This window comes from Bacillus sp. FDAARGOS_527, from assembly GCF_003812125.1.
GTDB lineage: Bacteria > Bacillota > Bacilli > Bacillales > Bacillaceae_G > Bacillus_A > Bacillus_A paranthracis.
In genome coordinates, this window is sequence record NZ_CP033795.1 from 2,944,184 (window position 1) to 2,963,163 (window position 18,980).

Here is an 18,980-nt window from a genome sequence, read left to right on the forward strand (position 1 = left end):
CCTCCTATTCTCCGTTGCTATAAATGTTGTTTATACAAAAACAAACGATTATACGGATTTCATTTCCTTACATTTATAAACGAAAGGAAAGTTTCATTCTATGCACAAGGAATCCCCCTCATTCAAAGGGGGATTCCTTATAGTTGTTCTTTTAACTTTTTCAACGCTTCTGCAGCAGCTTGTTGCTCTGCTTCTTTTTTCGACTTGCCACTACCAAGACCTAAGGCCACGTTATTTAACGTAACACGTGACACAAATTCTCGATTGTGAGCCGGTCCTTTTTCTTGCAAAATTTGATACTCAATATTGCCACTACCATCACGCTGAATCAACTCTTGTAATTGACTCTTATAATCCATCACATGAGAAAAAGCACCTTCATTAATTTTAGGGTATACAATTTCTTTTAAGAAGCCCCATACTGTTTCTAACCCTTGATCAAGATAAAGGGCACCAATAAACGCTTCAAAGACATCCGCTAATAAAGCTGGTCGTTCACGTCCGCCTGTCATTTCCTCACCTTTTCCTAATAAAACTAGGCTACCAAATGACAACTCGTTTGCAAAACGAACAAGAGATGGTTCACATACAATAGCTGCACGTAGTTTTGTTAACTCTCCTTCGCTCATTGTCGGATATTTTTGAAACAGATACTGCGATACAGTAAGTTCCAATACTGCATCTCCAAGGAATTCGAGACGCTCATTGTCTTCATGCGGTTTTTTTCGATGCTCATTCACATACGATGAATGCGTAAATGCTTGAATCAATAATTTTTCATCTGTAAACGTAATACCTATTTTTTCTTGAAATACTTTAAACGCTTCACGATATTTTGTTTCGTATTTTTTTTCTCTATATTTACGGTACGGCATAGGTCCCTCCAGATATAAGCCGAGAAGCCCCGCTAAAAAACGGGACTTCATTCAAGCATTATAGATGACTCTCTATGTAAGTCACAGCATCGCCAACAGTAGCAATCTTTTCAGCATCTTCATCAGAAATTTCCATTTCGAATTCGTCTTCTAATTGCATTACAAGTTCTACTACATCTAGGGAGTCTGCTCCTAAATCTTCCTTGAAGCTTGCAGCTGGTACTACTTCTGTTTCTTCTACTCCTAAACGATCAACGATAATTTTTGTTACACGCTCTAAAACATCTGCCATTCCATTCACCTCCCCTCAAATATTATATTAAATATTGTCCAAAAAAACTAGCTGAAATCGATTCTTTTATTACATTACCATACCGCCATCAACATTTAACGTTTGACCTGTAATATATTTGCTTTGATCAGAAGCAAAAAACGTTACAGCATTTGCGATATCTTGCGCTTCACCAAACTGAGCTGCAGGAATTAATTTTAACATTTCAGCTTTTATATTTTCATCTAATACGTCTGTCATATCTGTCGCAATAAATCCAGGAGCAATTGCATTTACAGTAATATTGCGGCTTGCTAACTCTTTTGCTGATGTTTTTGTTAATCCGATTACACCTGCTTTAGCAGCAACATAGTTTGCTTGTCCTGGGTTTCCCGTTACTCCGACAACAGAAGCGATATTTACAATACGTCCATGACGTTGACGCATCATATATCGAGATACTGCCTTTGTACATAAGAATACACCTTTTAGGTTTGTATTAATAACTGTATCCCATTCTTCTTCTTTCATACGCATTAATAAATTATCTTTTGTTACACCTGCATTATTTACAAGAATATCAACTTGTCCAAATACATCTACAGTTTGTTTCACCATATTTGTAACGTCTTCAGCATTTGCAACATCTGCTCTTACTGCAATTGCATCCGAACCTAATTTCTTTATTTCATCAACTACTTCATTTGCCTTTTGCTCGTTACCAGCATAATTTACTACAACATTTGCCCCTTGTTTTGCTAAATCAATCGCAATTGCACGACCAATTCCACGTGAAGCACCCGTTACTAATGCTACTTTCCCTTTTAACATCAGTTTTCTCCTCTCAAATTCGAAATGGTATCTTGTAATGTCTCTTCATCGTATATCGCGTATGCTTTCACTGATGAATCAATTGACTTCATAAGTCCAGCAAGTACTTTCCCAGGTCCAATCTCAATAAATGTATCTACCCCTTGACTCACCATATATTCAATGGATGGATACCATAAGACAGGCGAATATAGCTGCTCGATTAGCTTTTCTTGAATATGCGCACCACTTGTAATAACGTCTGCTGTTACATTTGCGATTACCGGAATATTCGTATCTTGAATTGTAATTTCATTTAAGACACTTTGGAATTTCTCCGCCGCTGGCTTCATAAGCGCAGAGTGGAACGGTCCACTTACTTTAAGCGGAATTGCTCTCTTTGCACCATGTTCTTTCGCTCTTTGAGAAGCAATCTCGACTCCTTGCTTTGTTCCAGAAATCACAATTTGCTTCGTACTATTCATATTAGCAATTTGTACTGCATATCCTTCACTTGTTACTTCTTCTGTAACTTGTTTCAGCATATGTGGATCAGCACCTAAAATAGCCGCCATTGCACCTTCTCCGCCAGGAACAGCTTCTTCCATATATTCCCCACGTTTCCTTACAGCATATACTGCATCCTCAAAAGTTAATGCACCCGCTGCTACAAGAGCGCTATACTCACCTAAACTATGCCCTGCGACAAAGTCTGGTGTAATATCATACTCTTTTAAAGCTGTCAAAATAGCAAAACTCGTTGTTAATAAAGCAGGTTGCGCATTTGTTGTTAACGTAAGCTTTTCCTGCGGCCCTTCAAAAATCACTTCTGAAAGTGAATCTTGCAACACCTCATCTGCTTTTGCAAATACATTTGCAACCTCTTTATTATTCTCTGCTAACTGTTTACCCATTCCAACTGCCTGTGAACCTTGGCCCGGAAAAAGAAATGCTAGTTTTCCCATTTCAAATCCTCCTCTTATTGGAGTGGCTCTTTCTCCATTACGCTTGAAATAGTAGGAATAACTTCTTTCGCTACCATTTCTCTCGTTTGACGAATCGCACTAAATATCGATTGGTCATTGGAAGAACCGTGAGCCTTAATGACAGGAGCCTTCAATCCAAATAATGCCGCTCCTCCATACTCCGAATAATCCATTTTATCTTTTAATACCATAAGTTTTGGCTTTAATACCGCTGCTGCTAATTTGCTCGTAAACGAACTCATTAACTGTTCTTTTAACATAGAGAATAATGCAAGTGCTGTTCCTTCTAAAGATTTCAGTGCTACATTCCCTGTAAAACCATCACATACAACAACATCTGCTACACCTTGCAATAAATCTCTTGATTCAACGTTCCCAACAAAATTAATTGGGGCATCTTTAAGCATTGCAAAGACTTGTTTTGAAAGCTCGTTACCTTTACCATCTTCTGTTCCAACGTTTAAAAGTCCAACGCGAGGATTTTTAATTCCTCTTACTTTCTCAGCGTATACAGATCCCATTACTGCATATTGATATAAATGAATTGGTTTTGCATCAACGTTCGCTCCAACATCTAACATAACAAAACCTTCTCCATCAACAGTTGGCATTGTAGGGGATAAAGCTGGTCGCTCAATTCCTTCCATACGACCTACAACAAACAATCCAGCCGCCATTAAAGCTCCTGTACTACCAGCTGATATACAAGCATCCGCTACACCGTCTTTCACTTGCTGCGCCGCAAGTACCATTGAAGCTTGTTTTTTTCGACGAACCGCTCTTACTGGTTCATCTGTCGATTCAATTTTTTCGTCTGTATGAAGTATAGTAATTCGTTCTTCACTCGTTAAGTATTGACGAATTTCCTCTTCTTTCCCCACTAACGTAATATGTAAATCAGAATATTCCTTAATAGCTTTCATTGCTCCTAGTACGACAGCCTTTGGAGCATGATCGCCGCCCATTGCATCTATTGCGATTTTCATAAGTTGTTACCTTCCTCACTATAATTACTAGATCGATACATTTCAAAAGTGCCTGTAAAAACAAGTTCTTCTCCAACAAAGCTACGCACTTTGACAACCGTCCGTCCTTTATCATTCTCTACATCTTCCACGCGCGCTTTTGCAACAACACGCTCTCCTAATTTTACAGGACGAATGTATCGAATGGTAGACTTTGCAGTTAAAGCTAATTCTTCATCAATAACCGCAACAGCTAGTGAGTTTGCTTGTGCAAACAAATGATGCCCACGGGCAATTTGATTTCTTTTAAATACGTGTTCTACCTTCACTTCAAAAATAGAAATCGCATGTCTATCTAATTCTATATCAATAATTTCTCCGACAACCTCTTCTAACGGTAAAGATTTCACATCTTCTTCATGTTGCTTTGTAGCTACATGTTTAATTCTTTCTCTTAATTCAGGAATAGATAATTCCATACGATCAAGACGTACAGTTTGTATACTCACTTGAAATTTTTCTGCTAAATCTTCATCCGTAATAAAAGGATTCGTTTCTATCGTTTGTTGTAATAATTCTTGTCTTTCTTTTTTACTTCTTCTTTTTTTCATACCGCACCATCCATTTTTATGACTAGGTACTAACAGTAGTATATAATCATTAAAAGTAGAATGCAACAAAAACTTTTGTTGCCTCCCTTTAATCGAGCTTCTCTCCCTGGAACACACCTGTCCCGTCAAGATACGTACGCAACGACGCATATTGATCATTATGCCAAAACGCTTCTGAATCTACTAGTAACGCCGCATCTTGTCTAGCTGTTTCTAGCGCCCGATAATCATGTACCATATCAGCAACCTTGAATTCTGGTAAACCACTTTGCTTACTCCCAAAGAAATCTCCAGGACCTCGTAATTCTAAATCTTTTTCTGACAATACAAATCCATCATTCGTTTCGGTCATAATACGCATTCGTTCTTTTCCCGTTTCCGATTTTGGATCCGCGATTAATAAACAATACGATTGTTCACTACCACGCCCAACACGGCCTCTTAGCTGATGAAGCTGTGATAAACCGAAACGCTCTGCATCATAAATAACCATTACAGTCGCATTCGGTACGTTCACACCCACCTCAACAACTGTTGTCGACACAAGAATTTGCACTTTATTTTCACTAAATTGCCCCATTATCTCTTCTTTTTCTTGAGATGATAATCTTCCATGCATTAATCCGACTTGACATTTCCCCTGATAATGATGAGTCAGCATACTATGTAAGTCGATTGCATTTTGTACATCAAGTTTCTCAGATTCTTCAATTAGAGGACAAATAACATATGCTTGTCTTCCTTTTTTTATCTCTTTCTCTACAAAACCGAGAACACGATCTAACATGTCATGTTTTGCCCAGTATGTTTCAATTACCTTTCTACCAGCTGGCATTTCATCGATTATAGAAACATCCATCTCTCCAAATGCAGTAATTGCTAACGTACGTGGAATTGGTGTTGCTGTCATAAATAATACATCTGGACTTTCACCTTTCTCACGTAAAACTCGTCGCTGCGCTACACCAAATCGATGTTGTTCATCAGTAATCACGAGACCTAACCTATGAAAAATAACTTCATCTTGAATTAAAGCATGCGTTCCAACAAGGATATCTATTTCTCCTTGTTCTAATTTTGCCAAAATCTCTCGGCGTCTCACACCTTTAACTGAACTTGTTAACAATTCAACCTTCATACCAAAGTGCGAGAACGTCTCTGCGAGCGATTGATAATGTTGTTCTGCTAAAATTTCTGTCGGAACCATTAAAGCACCTTGATAATGCGCTAATTTTGCTGCATAAAGACCAATTGCAGCAACCACCGTTTTACCAGAACCTACATCACCTTGCAACAGACGATTCATTCGATAAGGAGATGTCATATCTTTCATAATTTCATCTACAACTCGGCGTTGCGCACCAGTTAACGGAAACGGAAGTGCATCGATAAACTCTTGCAATTCTTCTGAAGGAATTTCTTTTTTCGTCCCTTTCGAATTTTCCCTCTCCATTTTCCGTAACGTTTGCATTTTTAACTGAAATAAGAAAAACTCCTCATATACAAAACGGCGACGCGCTTGCTTCAAATCTTCCTGACCTGTTGGAAAATGCAACGCCCGAAGCGCTTCATAACGCGGCAATAATTTATATCGACTTAGCAATCCATCAGGTAACACTTCAACTATAGAATCTCCATACTCTTTTAACGCTTGTGCAATAAAACGGCGCATCTGTTTTACTGTAAGTTTCCCTTTCACTGAGTACACAGGCTCTACTTCTTGTTGACGTACAACCGGTCCAAAATGAAGTTCTGATACCGCAATCGTTTGACGATGCTGATCCCATTTACCAGTAATCGTTACCGTTTCATCTAAATTTAACTTCTGCTTATAGTACGGCCTATTAAAACATACAGCTGTAATTAAATAACGACCTACGAGGACACGAACCGTAAGACGCGACTTCTTCTTCCCGTAATATTGCAGTAAAGGAGCACTATGAACTTTTCCCTCTACTGTTACACGTTCATCATGCTTTACTTCAGCAAGATCTTTCATCGCATAGTCTTCATAACGGTACGGAAAATGTTCTAATAGATGAGAAACTGTATAAATTCCCATCTCGTGTAGTAATTCAGATGTTTCTCCTCCGATTCCCTTTACATCCGTAACAGGAACTTGTACAACTTCATTCAAGATTCTCACGCTCCGTCACATTATTTTTTGATTCATTATCCATTAACATGATTGACATCTGTAATCGCTCTCTTTCACCCTATATATTCTATCATAGGCATTCTAAGAGAAACTACTCAAATCCCTCATAAACAACACGAAAGAAAAGAGCCTCACTATTAGCAGCAAGGCTCTTTTTTATCTTCAATATGCTAGCCTTTTGAATAAAAACTAGTAATAAACTTCATATTACTACTTATTATCCATTAGCAAGTAAGTAATCCATTTATTTTCAAAACGAATTTTTTCTTATTCTACAGAGAAGATGAAAGAATACACCGGTTGGTTTCCAGCATGTACTTCTACTTCTGCATCTTCAAAATTCTCTTCTACAAACTCAACTAATTCAGCTACTTCTTCATCAGTTGCATCTTCACCTTGTAGAATCGTTACGATTTCAGAATCTTCATCAATTAGTGCTTCTAGTAATTGCTTCGCAGCTCCTACTTTTTGAGCATTTGTTGATACGATTTTTCCATCTGCGATACACATGAAATCATCTTTTTGAATTGCCACACCATCAATTTCCGTATCACGTACAGCATACGTAATTTGACCTGTTTTCACATGAGATAAAGCTTCTTTCATGTTTTCTTCATTTTCCTCTAGCGTTCCAACTGGATTAAATGCTAACATTGCAGCCATACCTTGAGGAACTGTTTTTGAACGAACTACAATCACTTCTTGATCCACAACTGACGCTGCTTGTTCTGCTGCCATTACGATATTCCCGTTGTTCGGTAAAATAATGATTTTTTCAGCGTTTGCTTCTTCAATCGCCTTCACGATATCCTCAGTACTTGGATTCATCGTTTGGCCACCTTCGATAACTTTCGTCGCGCCAATGCTTTCAAATAAAGTTTTAATACCAGATCCCATAGCTACAGTTACGATACCATATGGTTGTTTCTCTTTAGGCTGGCTAGTTGGCTCAGGCATCATAGCAGGCTCATCTAATAAAGCGGTATGCTGTTCACGCATATTCTCTACTTTAATCTTGATTAAACTACCGTAACGTTGTCCGTAGTTCATAGCGTCTCCAGGATGTTCTGCATGAATATGAACTTTTACAATTTCATCATCAGATACAACTAGTAGTGAATCACCATACACACTAATATCTTCACGGAATTTTTGTTCAGAGAAATTATGTTCTTTCACTTTATCAGCTTCTAATTTCACCATGAACTCCGTACAATATCCATACTTAATATCTTCTGTACTCAATTGGCTTTGTACACTACGGTGATGTTCTGCGCGCACCATTTCATTCATAGATGGTTGGGCAGGTGCATCAGAAGAAATCGTTTCTCCTTTTAAGTCAGCTAAAAAACCTTCGTAAACTACTACAAGACCTTTACCACCGCTATCTACAACGCCAACTTGTTTTAATACAGGTAATAAATCTGGCGTACGATTTAACGATGCATTTGCTTCTTTCACAACGTCTTCCATAAACAAAACAAAGTCGCGCTGTTTTTTCGCAACTGTTACTGCATATTTACCCGTTTCTCTTGCAACCGTTAAAATCGTTCCTTCAATCGGTTTCATAACCGCTTTGTAAGCCGCCTCTACTCCAGCTTCTAAAGCTGCAGCAAAATCAACTGTTGTTAATTCTTCTTTTTGTTCAATGGATTTCGAGAAACCACGGAACAACTGAGATAAAATAACTCCAGAGTTACCACGAGCTCCCATTAATAATCCTTTGGCTAAACTTACGCCGACTTTACCAGCATGTTGTGAAGGATTTGCTTTCACTTCACGTGCGCCTGAAGTCATAGATAAGTTCATGTTTGTACCGGTATCGCCATCTGGAACTGGAAATACGTTTAATGCATCAACAAGCTGAACATTATTCGTTAAATTATTCGCTCCTTGAATGATCATTTGTGATAAACGTTTTCCATCAATTTTTTGAATTGACACAGATTTTCCTCCTTAATGCACATTACAAGTTTATTACTTTAACTCCTTGTACGTAGATGTTTACAGAATCTACTGCTAGTCCTACAGTTTGATCTAATGTATATTTCACTTTCGTCTGCACGTTATGTGCTACTTCTGAAATTTTCGTACCATAGCTCACAATAATATACATATCAATATGTACTTCATCTTCATCTTTACGAACAATAACACCTCTAGTGAAATTTTCTTTTCGTAAAATGTCTGTTAATCCATCTTTTAACTGATTTTTTGATGCCATACCTACGATACCGTAGCAATCTACCGCGGCACCTCCAGCAATTGTTGCAATTACATCTGTACTAATATCAATTTGACCGTACTTCGTTTTAATTTCAATTGACATCTCGTTTTCCCCCTTCATAAATGGTGAAAGTGAGTTAGACTACTTTAGTTACTATCATATAATCTTTTTAACGAAAATTCCATCGTTCTTTCTTTTTCACTCTCATATTTTATGTTGAAAACTACACTTTTTTATGATGAGCAAAATAGTCCATTGTTATTATACAACATGTATCACTATAATATGTCAAGCAATTTTTCTTGATTTCAACTTTTCTTCATTGACATATAGTGTCAAGTAATTTTTCTTGATTTCTTTTTTCTACAGTGTTGCATTCTCTTTTTAGTTGTGTTAAATTATAGTAGTGTTTTTAGCATCGCATAAAAGACTAACATTGAAAAATTACGTATGGTAAGGTATCAAGGGAGGGAAATATAAATGGCTCGTGTTTGTGCTATTACTGGAAGAAAAGCTCGTTCTGGTAACTCTCGTTCTCACGCAATGAACGCTACAAAACGTAAGTGGGGCGCTAACCTTCAAAAAGTTCGCGTACGCATCGACGGAAAAGTTCAACGTGTTTACGTTTCTGCTAGAGCATTAAAATCTGGCAAAATCGAACGTGTTTAATAATAAAAAAAAGAGCCGCTAGGCTCTTTTTTTACTATACCAATGGAAAAAGCACCGGTAATAGGTGCTTTTTTTAATCTTTTTTGAAGGTATTTAACATGGCACGAACAATTCCACCAAGAAATTTAGGTAACTTAATTGTATAAAATCTCATGGTTTCCCTCCTAATCCCCATTACTCCATTTGGTCACTATATGATGTAAGGAGCAAAATTGTTTCTTTAATCAGTGCTTCTTATCACCATTAATATGCCAGAAGTAAATGAAAAAGTACCTTTTTCCTCAACGAGTTCATTACTAATACAAAGTGTGGATCCCCACTCTATTTTTTTATTCGTTAGAGGATATTTAAAACCAAGTAATGTAATCCCTTCCACTATTTCAGTAACAGGCACAAAAGATACATAAGGGAAATTTTTATTTTCTTCAATTATATGTGTACCCACTCTTTTTACACTTATTTCATTTTGATTGTCTACAATACACATCTCTATTCCTACTTCTAATCCTTTTAAAAGCATTTGTATATTCGCTAAACCGTGATCAAGTCTTCCGCCAGTAGCACCAAAAATACGAATGAGTGCCGGCTTTTGTTCTAACGCCCAGTTAATCGCAATTTCTAAATCAGTTTGATCTTTTTCACGAGGAACAATATGTAAATCATTTGTTTGTTGCCCCATCCATGCTAATTCTTCTTCCGTAACCGAGTCATAATCTCCAAACGCAACAGCAGGAGTAATACCTCTTTTTAATAAACGATATACTCCTCTATCAACTGCCGCCCACACTACTTTCTCATTTTCATATGAAGAAAAATCTGCACAATATTCCGCGGGTCCTCCCGCTAAAATATGAATAATCATGTTTCCTTCCCCTTCTATTGTAAAAAGGCAATCTGCCATTCGGTAGATTGCCTTTTTATATATTTTTTCTCTACCCTTTATAAATAGTGAAAACTTACTACACTAGAAGATTCACTGGGATAAAGACTCGTTCATTCATTATCCACGAATGACACGAATTGCTTCACCGCGGTCTTTTTGATTGTATACTGCTGACCCAGCTACAAGTACATTTGCTCCTGCTTCTACACAAAGTCTTGCTGTTTCAGCGTTTACACCACCATCAACTTCAATTTCTACTTCTAGATTGCGCTCTTTAACCATTTCTGCAACTTGTTTAATTTTCGGTAATACAGAATGGATAAATTTCTGCCCACCAAATCCAGGGTTTACTGTCATAAGTAATACCATATCAATATCTTCTAATACATGCTCAATCACTGAAACTGGCGTATGCGGATTTAATACAACTCCTGCTTTAATGCCATGAGATTTAATTAACTGAATTGTACGATGTAAATGAGGGCACGCCTCTACATGAACAGTAATAATATCCGCTCCCGCTTTTGCGAAAGTCGGGATATAGTTATCAGGATTTTCAATCATTAAATGTACATCTAACGGTAACGATGTGATCGGACGAATTGCTTCTACAATTAATGGTCCAATCGTAATATTTGGTACGAAATGTCCATCCATTACATCGACGTGAATGTAATCCGCTCCGCCTTTTTCTACATCTTTAATCTCTTCCCCTAATTTTGAAAAATCTGCTGATAAGATCGATGGTGCAATTTTAATCATAACTAATACCTCGGCTTTCTCTCTCTAATTTCTTCTACAAATTGTTTGTAATTCTTATAACGATATTCTGTAATCTTCCCCTCTTCAACCGCAGCCTTCACAGCGCATTTCGGTTCAGAAAGATGTGTACACCCTCTAAATTTACAGTATTGGCTCGCTTCTTTCAACTCTGGAAAACAATATGTAAGATCTTCTACCTCTATATCTATGAAATCGAGTGAACTAAAACCAGGTGTATCTGCAACTAGTCCGCTTCCAATCGCAATTAATTCTACGTGTCTTGTCGTATGTTTCCCGCGTCCTAAATGTGAGGAAATATCATTCGTTTTCAGTTCTAATTCTGGACGTAAGACGTTAAGCATAGAAGATTTTCCAACACCAGATTGCCCCGCAACAACGGAAACACAACCTTCTAAGAATGGTTTTAAAATATCAATACTTTCCGATGTATTTATAGAAGTAAATAATACATCATATCCCATCTCACGATAGTCATTTGCATAAGATTCAACAGTTTCTCTCATTTTTTCATCCACTAAATCCATCTTACTAATGCAAATAATCGGCTTAATGTTATGATATTCAATCAGCACTAAAAATCGATCTAACAGCCCCGGATTAAAATCTGGTTCTACTGCTGAAAAAACAAGAATTGCTTGATCAACATTAGCAATAGGAGGCCTGACAAGTTCATTTTTTCGATCAAATACTTCAAGCACGTATCCTTCACTCGGATTATCAGCCTGAAAAACAACTTGGTCTCCTACCAGTGGTGTAATTTTATTTTTTCTAAACACACCACGCCCGCGACATTGTGTAATCCCTTCTTCATGCTGCACATAATAAAATCCACTTAGAGCTTTTACAATTTTTCCTTCTGGCATATAATTCTCCTTTATTCTGTATAAAGTGAAGCTGGAATTCATATTGAATGGATTATCATTCTTTAAATAAAGATTTCAAAACCCGTCATATATACACATTAATATATTTAATCTACCATCAAATTTAAAATATTATTTATAACAGTATCACTTTTATATCTTTTTGAATCATATATTTTTGCCTGTTATACAGTCCACTATATGTAGACAGCATAACAGGCAGAAGTAATACATTCCATTCTCTTTGGAGATAAAATGGAATTCATTATTATTGAGTTGGGTATGGTACTTCTTTGTCAATAATCGTTACACCATCTCGTACAATTTTATAATGTCCTTTTGTACCTTCTTGAATTACAAATTCTAATGAAATAGTTGCCGACTCTGAAATTGTTCTAGTTTCAATTGGTCTATCCATTTTTTGTTGCATATCTTCTTTATAAATTTCTATCGTTTGCGGTTTTTTCTCACCTATTATAGAAGACTCATACGGAATAGAAATATTATCCACTTTCACTGTTTTCGTTACTTTCGGCTTAGGACCATCTGAAATAACAATCGTCACTTTATCTCCTTCTTTTAACGGCGTTCCTGGTTTTGGAGATTGCGAAATTACAAGTCCTTTATCAACAGTATCAGAATACTCTCGTTTTATATCTGGAGTTAGTTTTCTCTCATTCAGATAACCAGTTGCACTATTTTCAGTCCACCTTGAAAAATCACCCGGTCTAATTTGATAAGGACCTTTACTCACCCAGATTTTCAGTTCTTGCTCGGCCTCTACCACCATTTGGTCAGACGTCGGAAATTGCTCTACGATTGCACCTTTTGGCCTATCATCTTCAATATAATATACTGTAACTTGTTTATATTTCTCTTCTAACTCTGTTCTTATACTCTCTAAATCTTTTCCTGTGAAATCAATCATCTTACTTTTCTTTTTCCCACCTGATTGATAGATAGTAATTTTAGAGTTTTCTTTCACGACTCTTCCTGCCACAGGGTCTGTTTTTATAACATCACCGGTTTCAACATCATCTGTATATACAATATTAGGTTCCGTAACCTCAAAACCCTTTTCAACTAATGTATTTACTGCGGTCGTATATTTCATACCAGCCACATCAGGGACTTTTACATCTTTTGGAATAAAGAATCCTGGAATAACAGTAAGGGCTAACGTTATTCCGATCGCTAAAAGTAAAAATGTTGTAATTAAAACTTTGAGCCATTTATTACTTCGTTTTTTCTTCTTATTTAAATCCTCATCTTCTTTTCTTGCCTGTTCATCCACTTTACTTCCTTGTAAAACAATTGTTTCATCAGTTACATTTTCGAATAATTGTTCCTGTTGAATAACCGGAATCGCTTTTGTCGCTTCCATATCTTCCGGTATGTAAAATGGCTGCTCATTTATCCTCTCTGGATATAGCGCAGTTTCAATATCTCGTTTCATCGCATTAGCAGATTGATATCGATGAAACGGATCTTTCGCAGTTGCCTTTAATATAATATTTTCGACACTTTGCGGAATACTTTCATTCCATCTTTTTGGAGACGGAATTTCACTTTGTAAATGTTTTAAAGCTATAGCAACAGCAGATTCTCCAGAAAATGGTTGTCTTCCTGTTAACAACTCAAACATAACAATCCCTAGGGAATAAATATCTGATTGTTTATTTGCTATCCCGCCACGTGCTTGTTCTGGTGATAAATAATGCACCGAACCGAGTACTGAATTTGTATGTGTAATTGTTGTTGCACTTGTAGCTGTCGCAATTCCAAAATCTGTTACTTTTATTACTCCATCAGCTCGAATTAAAATATTGTGCGGTTTAATATCGCGGTGCACAATTTCAAAATGATGGGCGTGTGCCATGGCGGATGTTAACTGCTCCATAATATCAAGAGCTTCTCCTATCGGTAACATTCCTCGCTCAATTATGTATTGCTTCAATGTTTGTCCTGGTACATACTCCATTACAAGATAATATATACCATCTTCTTCTCCGACATCATACATATTCACAATATTTGGATGCGACAACGTTGTAACAGACTGCGCTTCTCGATGGAAACGTTTAATAAACTCTTCGTTATTTGAATAGTCGAGTCTTAATATTTTCACCGCTACATCTCGGCCTAGTATATCATCATGAGCTAAATACACATTGGCCATTCCACCGCCACCAATCATTTTCAGTAGCTTATAACGGTCATTTAAGCGTTTTCCAATCAGCACGTTGCACTTCACCTACTTTCGTTTGTCGAACCCGCATAATCAATGAGAACAAGGGTGATATTATCTTCCCCGCCACGATCATTCGCCAATTGAATGAGACGTTGTCCCTTAGTTTCTAGCTGTTCATTTAACTGTAAAACTTGTTGCATATCAGCAATAGAAACTTTGTTAGATAGTCCATCAGAGCAAAGAAGTAACTGATCATCTTCCTCTAGCACTAATGTTTTCACATCTAATCCGACTTTCTCTTCTGTTCCTAATGCCCTTAACAAAACATTCTTTTTCGGGTGATATTCTGCGTCTTCTTTTGAAATTTCACCATGTCTCACAAGTTCATTGACAAGTGAGTGATCTTCCGTTACAAGCGAGATTTCCCCCTCTGATACCATATAACAACGACTATCTCCTATATGACCTATCGTCACAAAATTTGGTGTACAAATCGCTATTATAAGTGTTGTTCCCATACCATTACATTCTACATGTTGCTTAGAGTATTCATATATACGCTCATTAATAATCCCCACGCTAGTATGTAACCACTCTTCTACTTTTTTGGGCTCGTTCATATTATGCGTTTGCTTCCAATAATCATGGAATAATTGAATGGTCATCGAGCTAGCTACATCACCAGCTCGATGACCTCCCATTCCATCTGCTACTACCGCTAAAATATTTCCATCTAAATTGTGAAAAACTCCTGCACTATCTTCATTATGTTGACGAACTTTTCCTTTATCTGATAGAAACACGGCTTTCATCTCGTCACCTCGTCTCTTCTTTGCGCTCCTTCGCACGCAACTGACCGCAGGCTGCATCAATATCATGACCTTGTTCACGGCGAATCGTTACATTTACTCCACGATCTTTTAACGTTTTTTCAAATAAGAAAATTTGTTCACGTGGCGTACGTACATAATCACGTTCAGGTACGTAGTTTACCGGAATTAAGTTCACATGACATTTTACACCTTTCAAGAGCGCAGCAAGCTCTTCAGCGTGCTCAACTTGGTCATTTTCGCCTCCAAATAGTCCATATTCAAAAGTAATACGACGCCCTGTTCTATTTACATAGTATTTAATAGCTTCCATCAAATCTGGTAGCTTATAAGCACGGTTAATCGGCATTAATTTTGAACGTAATTCTGAGTTTGGAGCATGCAGTGAAATCGCAAAATTAATTTGTAAATCTTCTTCAGCGAACTTATAAATTTTCGGGATGATTCCACTTGTCGAAACTGTCATATGTCTCGCACCAATATGAAGTCCTTTTTCATGATTAATGATGCGTAAGAATCCCATTAAATTATCATAGTTATCAAATGGTTCTCCAATTCCCATAACGACAAGAGAACTTACACGTTCTTCTGATTCATCAAGTGCACGTTGCACTTCTACTACTTGTGCTACAATTTCTCCAGCTTCTAAGTTTCGCTTTAAACCGCCAAGCGTTGAAGCACAGAACGTACACCCAATACGACAACCTACTTGTGTTGTTACACAAATGGAATTTCCATATTCATGTCGCATTAATACCGTTTCAATAGAATATCCATCATATAATTGGAATAAGAATTTAATTGTTCCATCCGAAGACGTTTGTTTTACTAACGTATTTAAAGTAGTAATATCAAAGGAATTCGACAATTTTTCACGCAATCCTTTAGAAAGGTTTGACATATCCTCATAATTTTTTACACGTTTTTTATATAACCAATCAAAAATTTGTCCAGCACGGAACTTTGGTTCTCCTTGCTCCTTTAACCAATCTTGCATTTCATGAAGTTGTAAAGAGTAAATTGATGGTTTTTTCGTTTCTAAATTTTTCTTTTGTTTTCTCACAGTCGTTTCCACGATGCTACACCTTCTTCCTTAAACAAGCAATATAAAAGCCATCTGTTGCAAAATAATGCGGTAAAATTTGTACTTGACCTTCATCAATATACGGACTTAACTTTTCTGGCATACGCTCTTTTATCGTAGTATCCCACTCAAACTCAGGATGCTCTTGTAAAAATCGTTCTATTACTTGTTCATTTTCTATTTTTTCAATTGTGCACGTACTATAAACAAGGCGACCACCTTGTTTTAATAACGGTGCGATTTTTTCTAGTATTGCAAGTTGGATCGTCGATAATCTTTCACTATCGCCTTTATCTTTACCTAACTTAATATCAGGCTTACGTCTAATTACACCAAATCCAGAACATGGGGCATCTACTAATATTTTATCAAACGTTTCATTTGCAAAATGTTCTTGCACTTTTCTAGCATCTAATGCCTTTGTTTCGACATTTCCTAGACCAAGTCGCTCTGCTTGTTGTTTAATTAAACGTACTTTGTGTGCATGTAAATCAAGGGACATGACTTGACCAGTTCCTTTTAATCGCTCTGCGATATGTGTTGTTTTTCCACCTGGAGCAGCACAACTATCAAGAACTACATCTCCCTCATCTGGTTCTAAGGCACGTGCTACCAGCATAGAACTTTCATCTTGAATAGAAAGAAAACCTTTTTTAAACGCATCTGTGTGCGCTACATTCCCTTTTTCAATTTGAATTGCATCATCTGATAAATCGCCACGCTTCGCTTCTATACCTTCACTAGCTAATAATGCAATTGCTCCTTCTACTGTTATTTTATCAACATTTACACGCGCTGTTGGTACAGGCGGTAACATGTTCACTTCACACATTTTCTCAGCAGTTTCTAAACCATATTCTGAAGTCCACTCTTGGACAAGCCAAATTGGATGACTCGTTGCAATTGCCAAACGTTCTACTGGATCTTTGATTTCATCTACAGAAGGTACACCTTCTCTTTGAATCGAACGTAATACACCGTTCACCATACCAGCAATTCCTTTATGCCCGCGACGCTTTGCAATCTCAACGGCTTCATGAATAGCCGCTCTTTCAGGCACTCGGTCTAAATAAATCATTTGATATAAAGATAAGCGAAGTAATACTCTTACCCACGCTTCAACTTTCTTTTTTAAAAAAGGCTGTAAATAATAATCTAATGTATCACGACGTTGGATTGTTCCATATACAATCTCAGTTAATAAACCAATATCTTTTCTATCAATTGTACTTTTTTCAATTAGATTATTTAAAAGTAAGTTACTGTATGCACCACTTTTTTCTACTTGAATTAAACCATCAAGAGCTAATTCACGAACATTTTGTCTCATGCATTTTCTCCTAACTTCGTTCCAATTTCAGGTTTTGTTCCACGTAAAAATTGTGAACAGCTCATACGCTTTTTACCAGAAGGTTGCAATTCTGTAACTTTAACACCCGTTTCATTACCAGTTGCTACAACGAAACCATCTTCTTCGATCGCAACAATCGTACCTGCTTCAGCTGATTTCGTTACAGGTACTTTTTCTCCCCACCATACTTTAACAACTTGTCCTGCTAAAGTTGTATAAGCAACTGGCCATGGATTCAATCCGCGAATGTGATTGTATACTTCTTCACCTGTTTTTGTCCAATCAATTTTCTCTTGCTCACGTTTTATATTATATGCAAACGTTACTTCTTCCTCGTTTTGTTTAATTGGTTCTAACTTACCTTGAATTAGTAAAGGTACTGTTTTAGATAGAAGATGTGCCCCTGCTTCACTTAACTTATCAAATAACGAGCCTGTCGTTTCACGCTCTTCAATTTCCACTTCTACTTGCGTTAAAATATCACCAGCATCCAATTTTTCTACCATATACATAATTGTAATACCTGTTTTTTCTTTCCCTTCCATAATTGCATAATGGATTGGTGCACCACCACGAAGTTCAGGAAGTAAAGAAGCGTGGACGTTAATACATCCATACTTCGGTGCTTCTAAAATTTCATTTGGTACAATTTGACCGAACGCAGCTGTTACAATTAAATCTGGCTCTAATGCCAATACTTTTTCATATTCGTCTTTTTCACGAATTCTTAACGGCTGTAACACCGGAATACCATGCTTTTCTGCTTCCACTTTAACAGGTGTAGGTGTTAATACTTTTTTTCTGCCTACCGGACGATCTGGTTGCGTAACAACACCTATTACATCATAGCCATCTTCAATAAGACGACGAAGCACCGGCACTGAAAAGTCCGGTGTTCCCATAAATACTACTTTTATCATTTAAAAACCGCTCCTTTTAATACCTATTCTAATTCATTTTCCTCATAATATCTTGTCACTTTCGATGTAAATAACACACCGTGTAAATGATCGATTTCATGTTGAATTGCACGCGCTAAAAAACCCTCTGCTTCTAGTAAAAATACTTTGCCTCGACGATTTTGCGCACGCACTTTAATATAATCCGCACGTTCCACTTCACCATAAAGTCCCGGGAAGCTTAAACAGCCTTCGGGACCTACTTGTTCACCACGTTTTTCTAATATCGATGGATTGATTAACTCAATTTTCCCAGTATCATCACCGATATCAACTACCGCCACTTGCAAGCTTACCCCTACTTGAGGCGCAGCTAAACCGACTCCGTCCGCAATTAACATTGTTTCATGCATATCTTTCAACAATTTCACTAACTTTTTATCAAAGTTAATTACTCTTTCACACGGTGTTTCTAACACTTCATTTGGATGCTTTACTATTTCTAAAACTGCCATATTTCCCTC

The 18,980-nt window shown here is 37.1% G+C and carries 20 protein-coding genes; 1 reads left to right on the top strand and 19 read right to left on the bottom strand.

All coding sequences use genetic code 11. From position 1 onward, the window contains the following. Positions 1-137: 137 nt before the first annotated feature. The 9 genes from rncS to EGX95_RS17685 all read right to left on the bottom strand — a co-directional run bounded on the left by rncS (position 138) and on the right by EGX95_RS17685 (position 9,005). A complete protein-coding gene (rncS, locus tag EGX95_RS17645; RefSeq protein ID WP_001146876.1) occupies positions 138-875 on the bottom strand; it encodes a ribonuclease III in 738 nt (245 codons plus the stop codon). Positions 876-933: 58 nt separating this feature from the next. Further along, the gene (gene acpP, locus EGX95_RS17650) at positions 934-1,167 is read right to left on the bottom strand and encodes an acyl carrier protein (protein WP_000786062.1); all 234 of its coding nucleotides are present in this window, start codon (positions 1,165-1,167) and stop codon (positions 934-936) included. Positions 1,168-1,236: 69 nt separating this feature from the next. Further along, complete coding sequence (gene fabG, locus EGX95_RS17655) at positions 1,237-1,977, bottom strand: 3-oxoacyl-[acyl-carrier-protein] reductase (protein WP_000911784.1); 741 nt, start codon at positions 1,975-1,977, stop codon at positions 1,237-1,239. Beyond that, a complete protein-coding gene (gene fabD / locus EGX95_RS17660; protein WP_000516951.1) occupies positions 1,977-2,921 on the bottom strand; it encodes an ACP S-malonyltransferase in 945 nt (314 codons plus the stop codon). Before fabD ends, fabG begins: the two co-directional genes overlap by 1 nt. A gap of 14 nt (positions 2,922-2,935) precedes the next feature. Beyond that, the gene (plsX, locus tag EGX95_RS17665; protein WP_000684108.1) at positions 2,936-3,928 is read right to left on the bottom strand and encodes a phosphate acyltransferase PlsX; all 993 of its coding nucleotides are present in this window, start codon (positions 3,926-3,928) and stop codon (positions 2,936-2,938) included. Then, a complete protein-coding gene (gene fapR, locus EGX95_RS17670) occupies positions 3,925-4,518 on the bottom strand; it encodes a transcription factor FapR (protein ID WP_000747352.1) in 594 nt (197 codons plus the stop codon). The genes plsX and fapR overlap by 4 nt, the downstream gene beginning before the upstream one ends. Positions 4,519-4,606: 88 nt before the next feature. Continuing rightward, positions 4,607-6,655, bottom strand: a complete 2,049-nt coding sequence (gene recG / locus EGX95_RS17675) for an ATP-dependent DNA helicase RecG (protein ID WP_001006883.1) — start codon at positions 6,653-6,655, stop codon at positions 4,607-4,609. A 288-nt stretch (positions 6,656-6,943) separates the two neighbouring features. Further along, positions 6,944-8,620 carry a DAK2 domain-containing protein gene (locus EGX95_RS17680; protein WP_000027111.1) on the bottom strand — a complete coding sequence of 559 codons (1,677 nt, stop codon included), beginning with the start codon at positions 8,618-8,620 and terminating at the stop codon, positions 6,944-6,946. Positions 8,621-8,642: 22 nt separating this feature from the next. Beyond that, positions 8,643-9,005 carry an Asp23/Gls24 family envelope stress response protein gene (locus tag EGX95_RS17685; protein ID WP_000021109.1) on the bottom strand — a complete coding sequence of 121 codons (363 nt, stop codon included), beginning with the start codon at positions 9,003-9,005 and terminating at the stop codon, positions 8,643-8,645. Between the two features lie 378 nt (positions 9,006-9,383). On the opposite strand from EGX95_RS17685, the gene rpmB reads away from it, so the two are divergent. Beyond that, positions 9,384-9,572, top strand: coding sequence for a 50S ribosomal protein L28 (gene rpmB, locus EGX95_RS17690; protein ID WP_000124776.1), 189 nt, complete (start codon positions 9,384-9,386; stop codon positions 9,570-9,572). Positions 9,573-9,645: 73 nt separating this feature from the next. On the opposite strand, the gene spoVM is transcribed toward rpmB, so the two are convergent. The 10 genes from spoVM to def all read right to left on the bottom strand — a co-directional run bounded on the left by spoVM (position 9,646) and on the right by def (position 18,971). Further along, the gene (gene spoVM, locus EGX95_RS17695) at positions 9,646-9,726 is read right to left on the bottom strand and encodes a stage V sporulation protein SpoVM (RefSeq protein ID WP_001213599.1); all 81 of its coding nucleotides are present in this window, start codon (positions 9,724-9,726) and stop codon (positions 9,646-9,648) included. A gap of 66 nt (positions 9,727-9,792) precedes the next feature. Then, positions 9,793-10,473, bottom strand: coding sequence for a thiamine diphosphokinase (locus tag EGX95_RS17700; protein ID WP_001998094.1), 681 nt, complete (start codon positions 10,471-10,473; stop codon positions 9,793-9,795). A 99-nt stretch (positions 10,474-10,572) separates the two neighbouring features. Next, positions 10,573-11,217: a ribulose-phosphate 3-epimerase gene (gene rpe / locus EGX95_RS17705; RefSeq protein ID WP_000589966.1), complete on the bottom strand. Its 645-nt coding sequence runs from the start codon at positions 11,215-11,217 to the stop codon at positions 10,573-10,575. A gap of 2 nt (positions 11,218-11,219) precedes the next feature. Next, positions 11,220-12,101 carry a ribosome small subunit-dependent GTPase A gene (gene rsgA, locus EGX95_RS17710; RefSeq protein ID WP_001113936.1) on the bottom strand — a complete coding sequence of 294 codons (882 nt, stop codon included), beginning with the start codon at positions 12,099-12,101 and terminating at the stop codon, positions 11,220-11,222. A 268-nt stretch (positions 12,102-12,369) separates the two neighbouring features. Beyond that, a complete protein-coding gene (gene prkC, locus EGX95_RS17715; protein ID WP_000904766.1) occupies positions 12,370-14,343 on the bottom strand; it encodes a serine/threonine protein kinase PrkC in 1,974 nt (657 codons plus the stop codon). A gap of 8 nt (positions 14,344-14,351) precedes the next feature. Next, positions 14,352-15,104, bottom strand: a complete 753-nt coding sequence (locus EGX95_RS17720; protein ID WP_000648696.1) for a Stp1/IreP family PP2C-type Ser/Thr phosphatase — start codon at positions 15,102-15,104, stop codon at positions 14,352-14,354. Between the two features lie 4 nt (positions 15,105-15,108). Continuing rightward, positions 15,109-16,197: a dual-specificity RNA methyltransferase RlmN gene (gene rlmN, locus EGX95_RS17725; protein WP_000450543.1), complete on the bottom strand. Its 1,089-nt coding sequence runs from the start codon at positions 16,195-16,197 to the stop codon at positions 15,109-15,111. Between the two features lie 4 nt (positions 16,198-16,201). Then, complete coding sequence (gene rsmB, locus EGX95_RS17730; RefSeq protein ID WP_001249674.1) at positions 16,202-17,536, bottom strand: 16S rRNA (cytosine(967)-C(5))-methyltransferase RsmB; 1,335 nt, start codon at positions 17,534-17,536, stop codon at positions 16,202-16,204. Beyond that, a complete protein-coding gene (gene fmt / locus EGX95_RS17735; RefSeq protein ID WP_000598791.1) occupies positions 17,533-18,477 on the bottom strand; it encodes a methionyl-tRNA formyltransferase in 945 nt (314 codons plus the stop codon). Before fmt ends, rsmB begins: the two co-directional genes overlap by 4 nt. 23 nt (positions 18,478-18,500) lie before the next feature. Continuing rightward, a complete protein-coding gene (def, locus tag EGX95_RS17740) occupies positions 18,501-18,971 on the bottom strand; it encodes a peptide deformylase (protein ID WP_000279468.1) in 471 nt (156 codons plus the stop codon). Positions 18,972-18,980 lie beyond the last annotated feature (9 nt).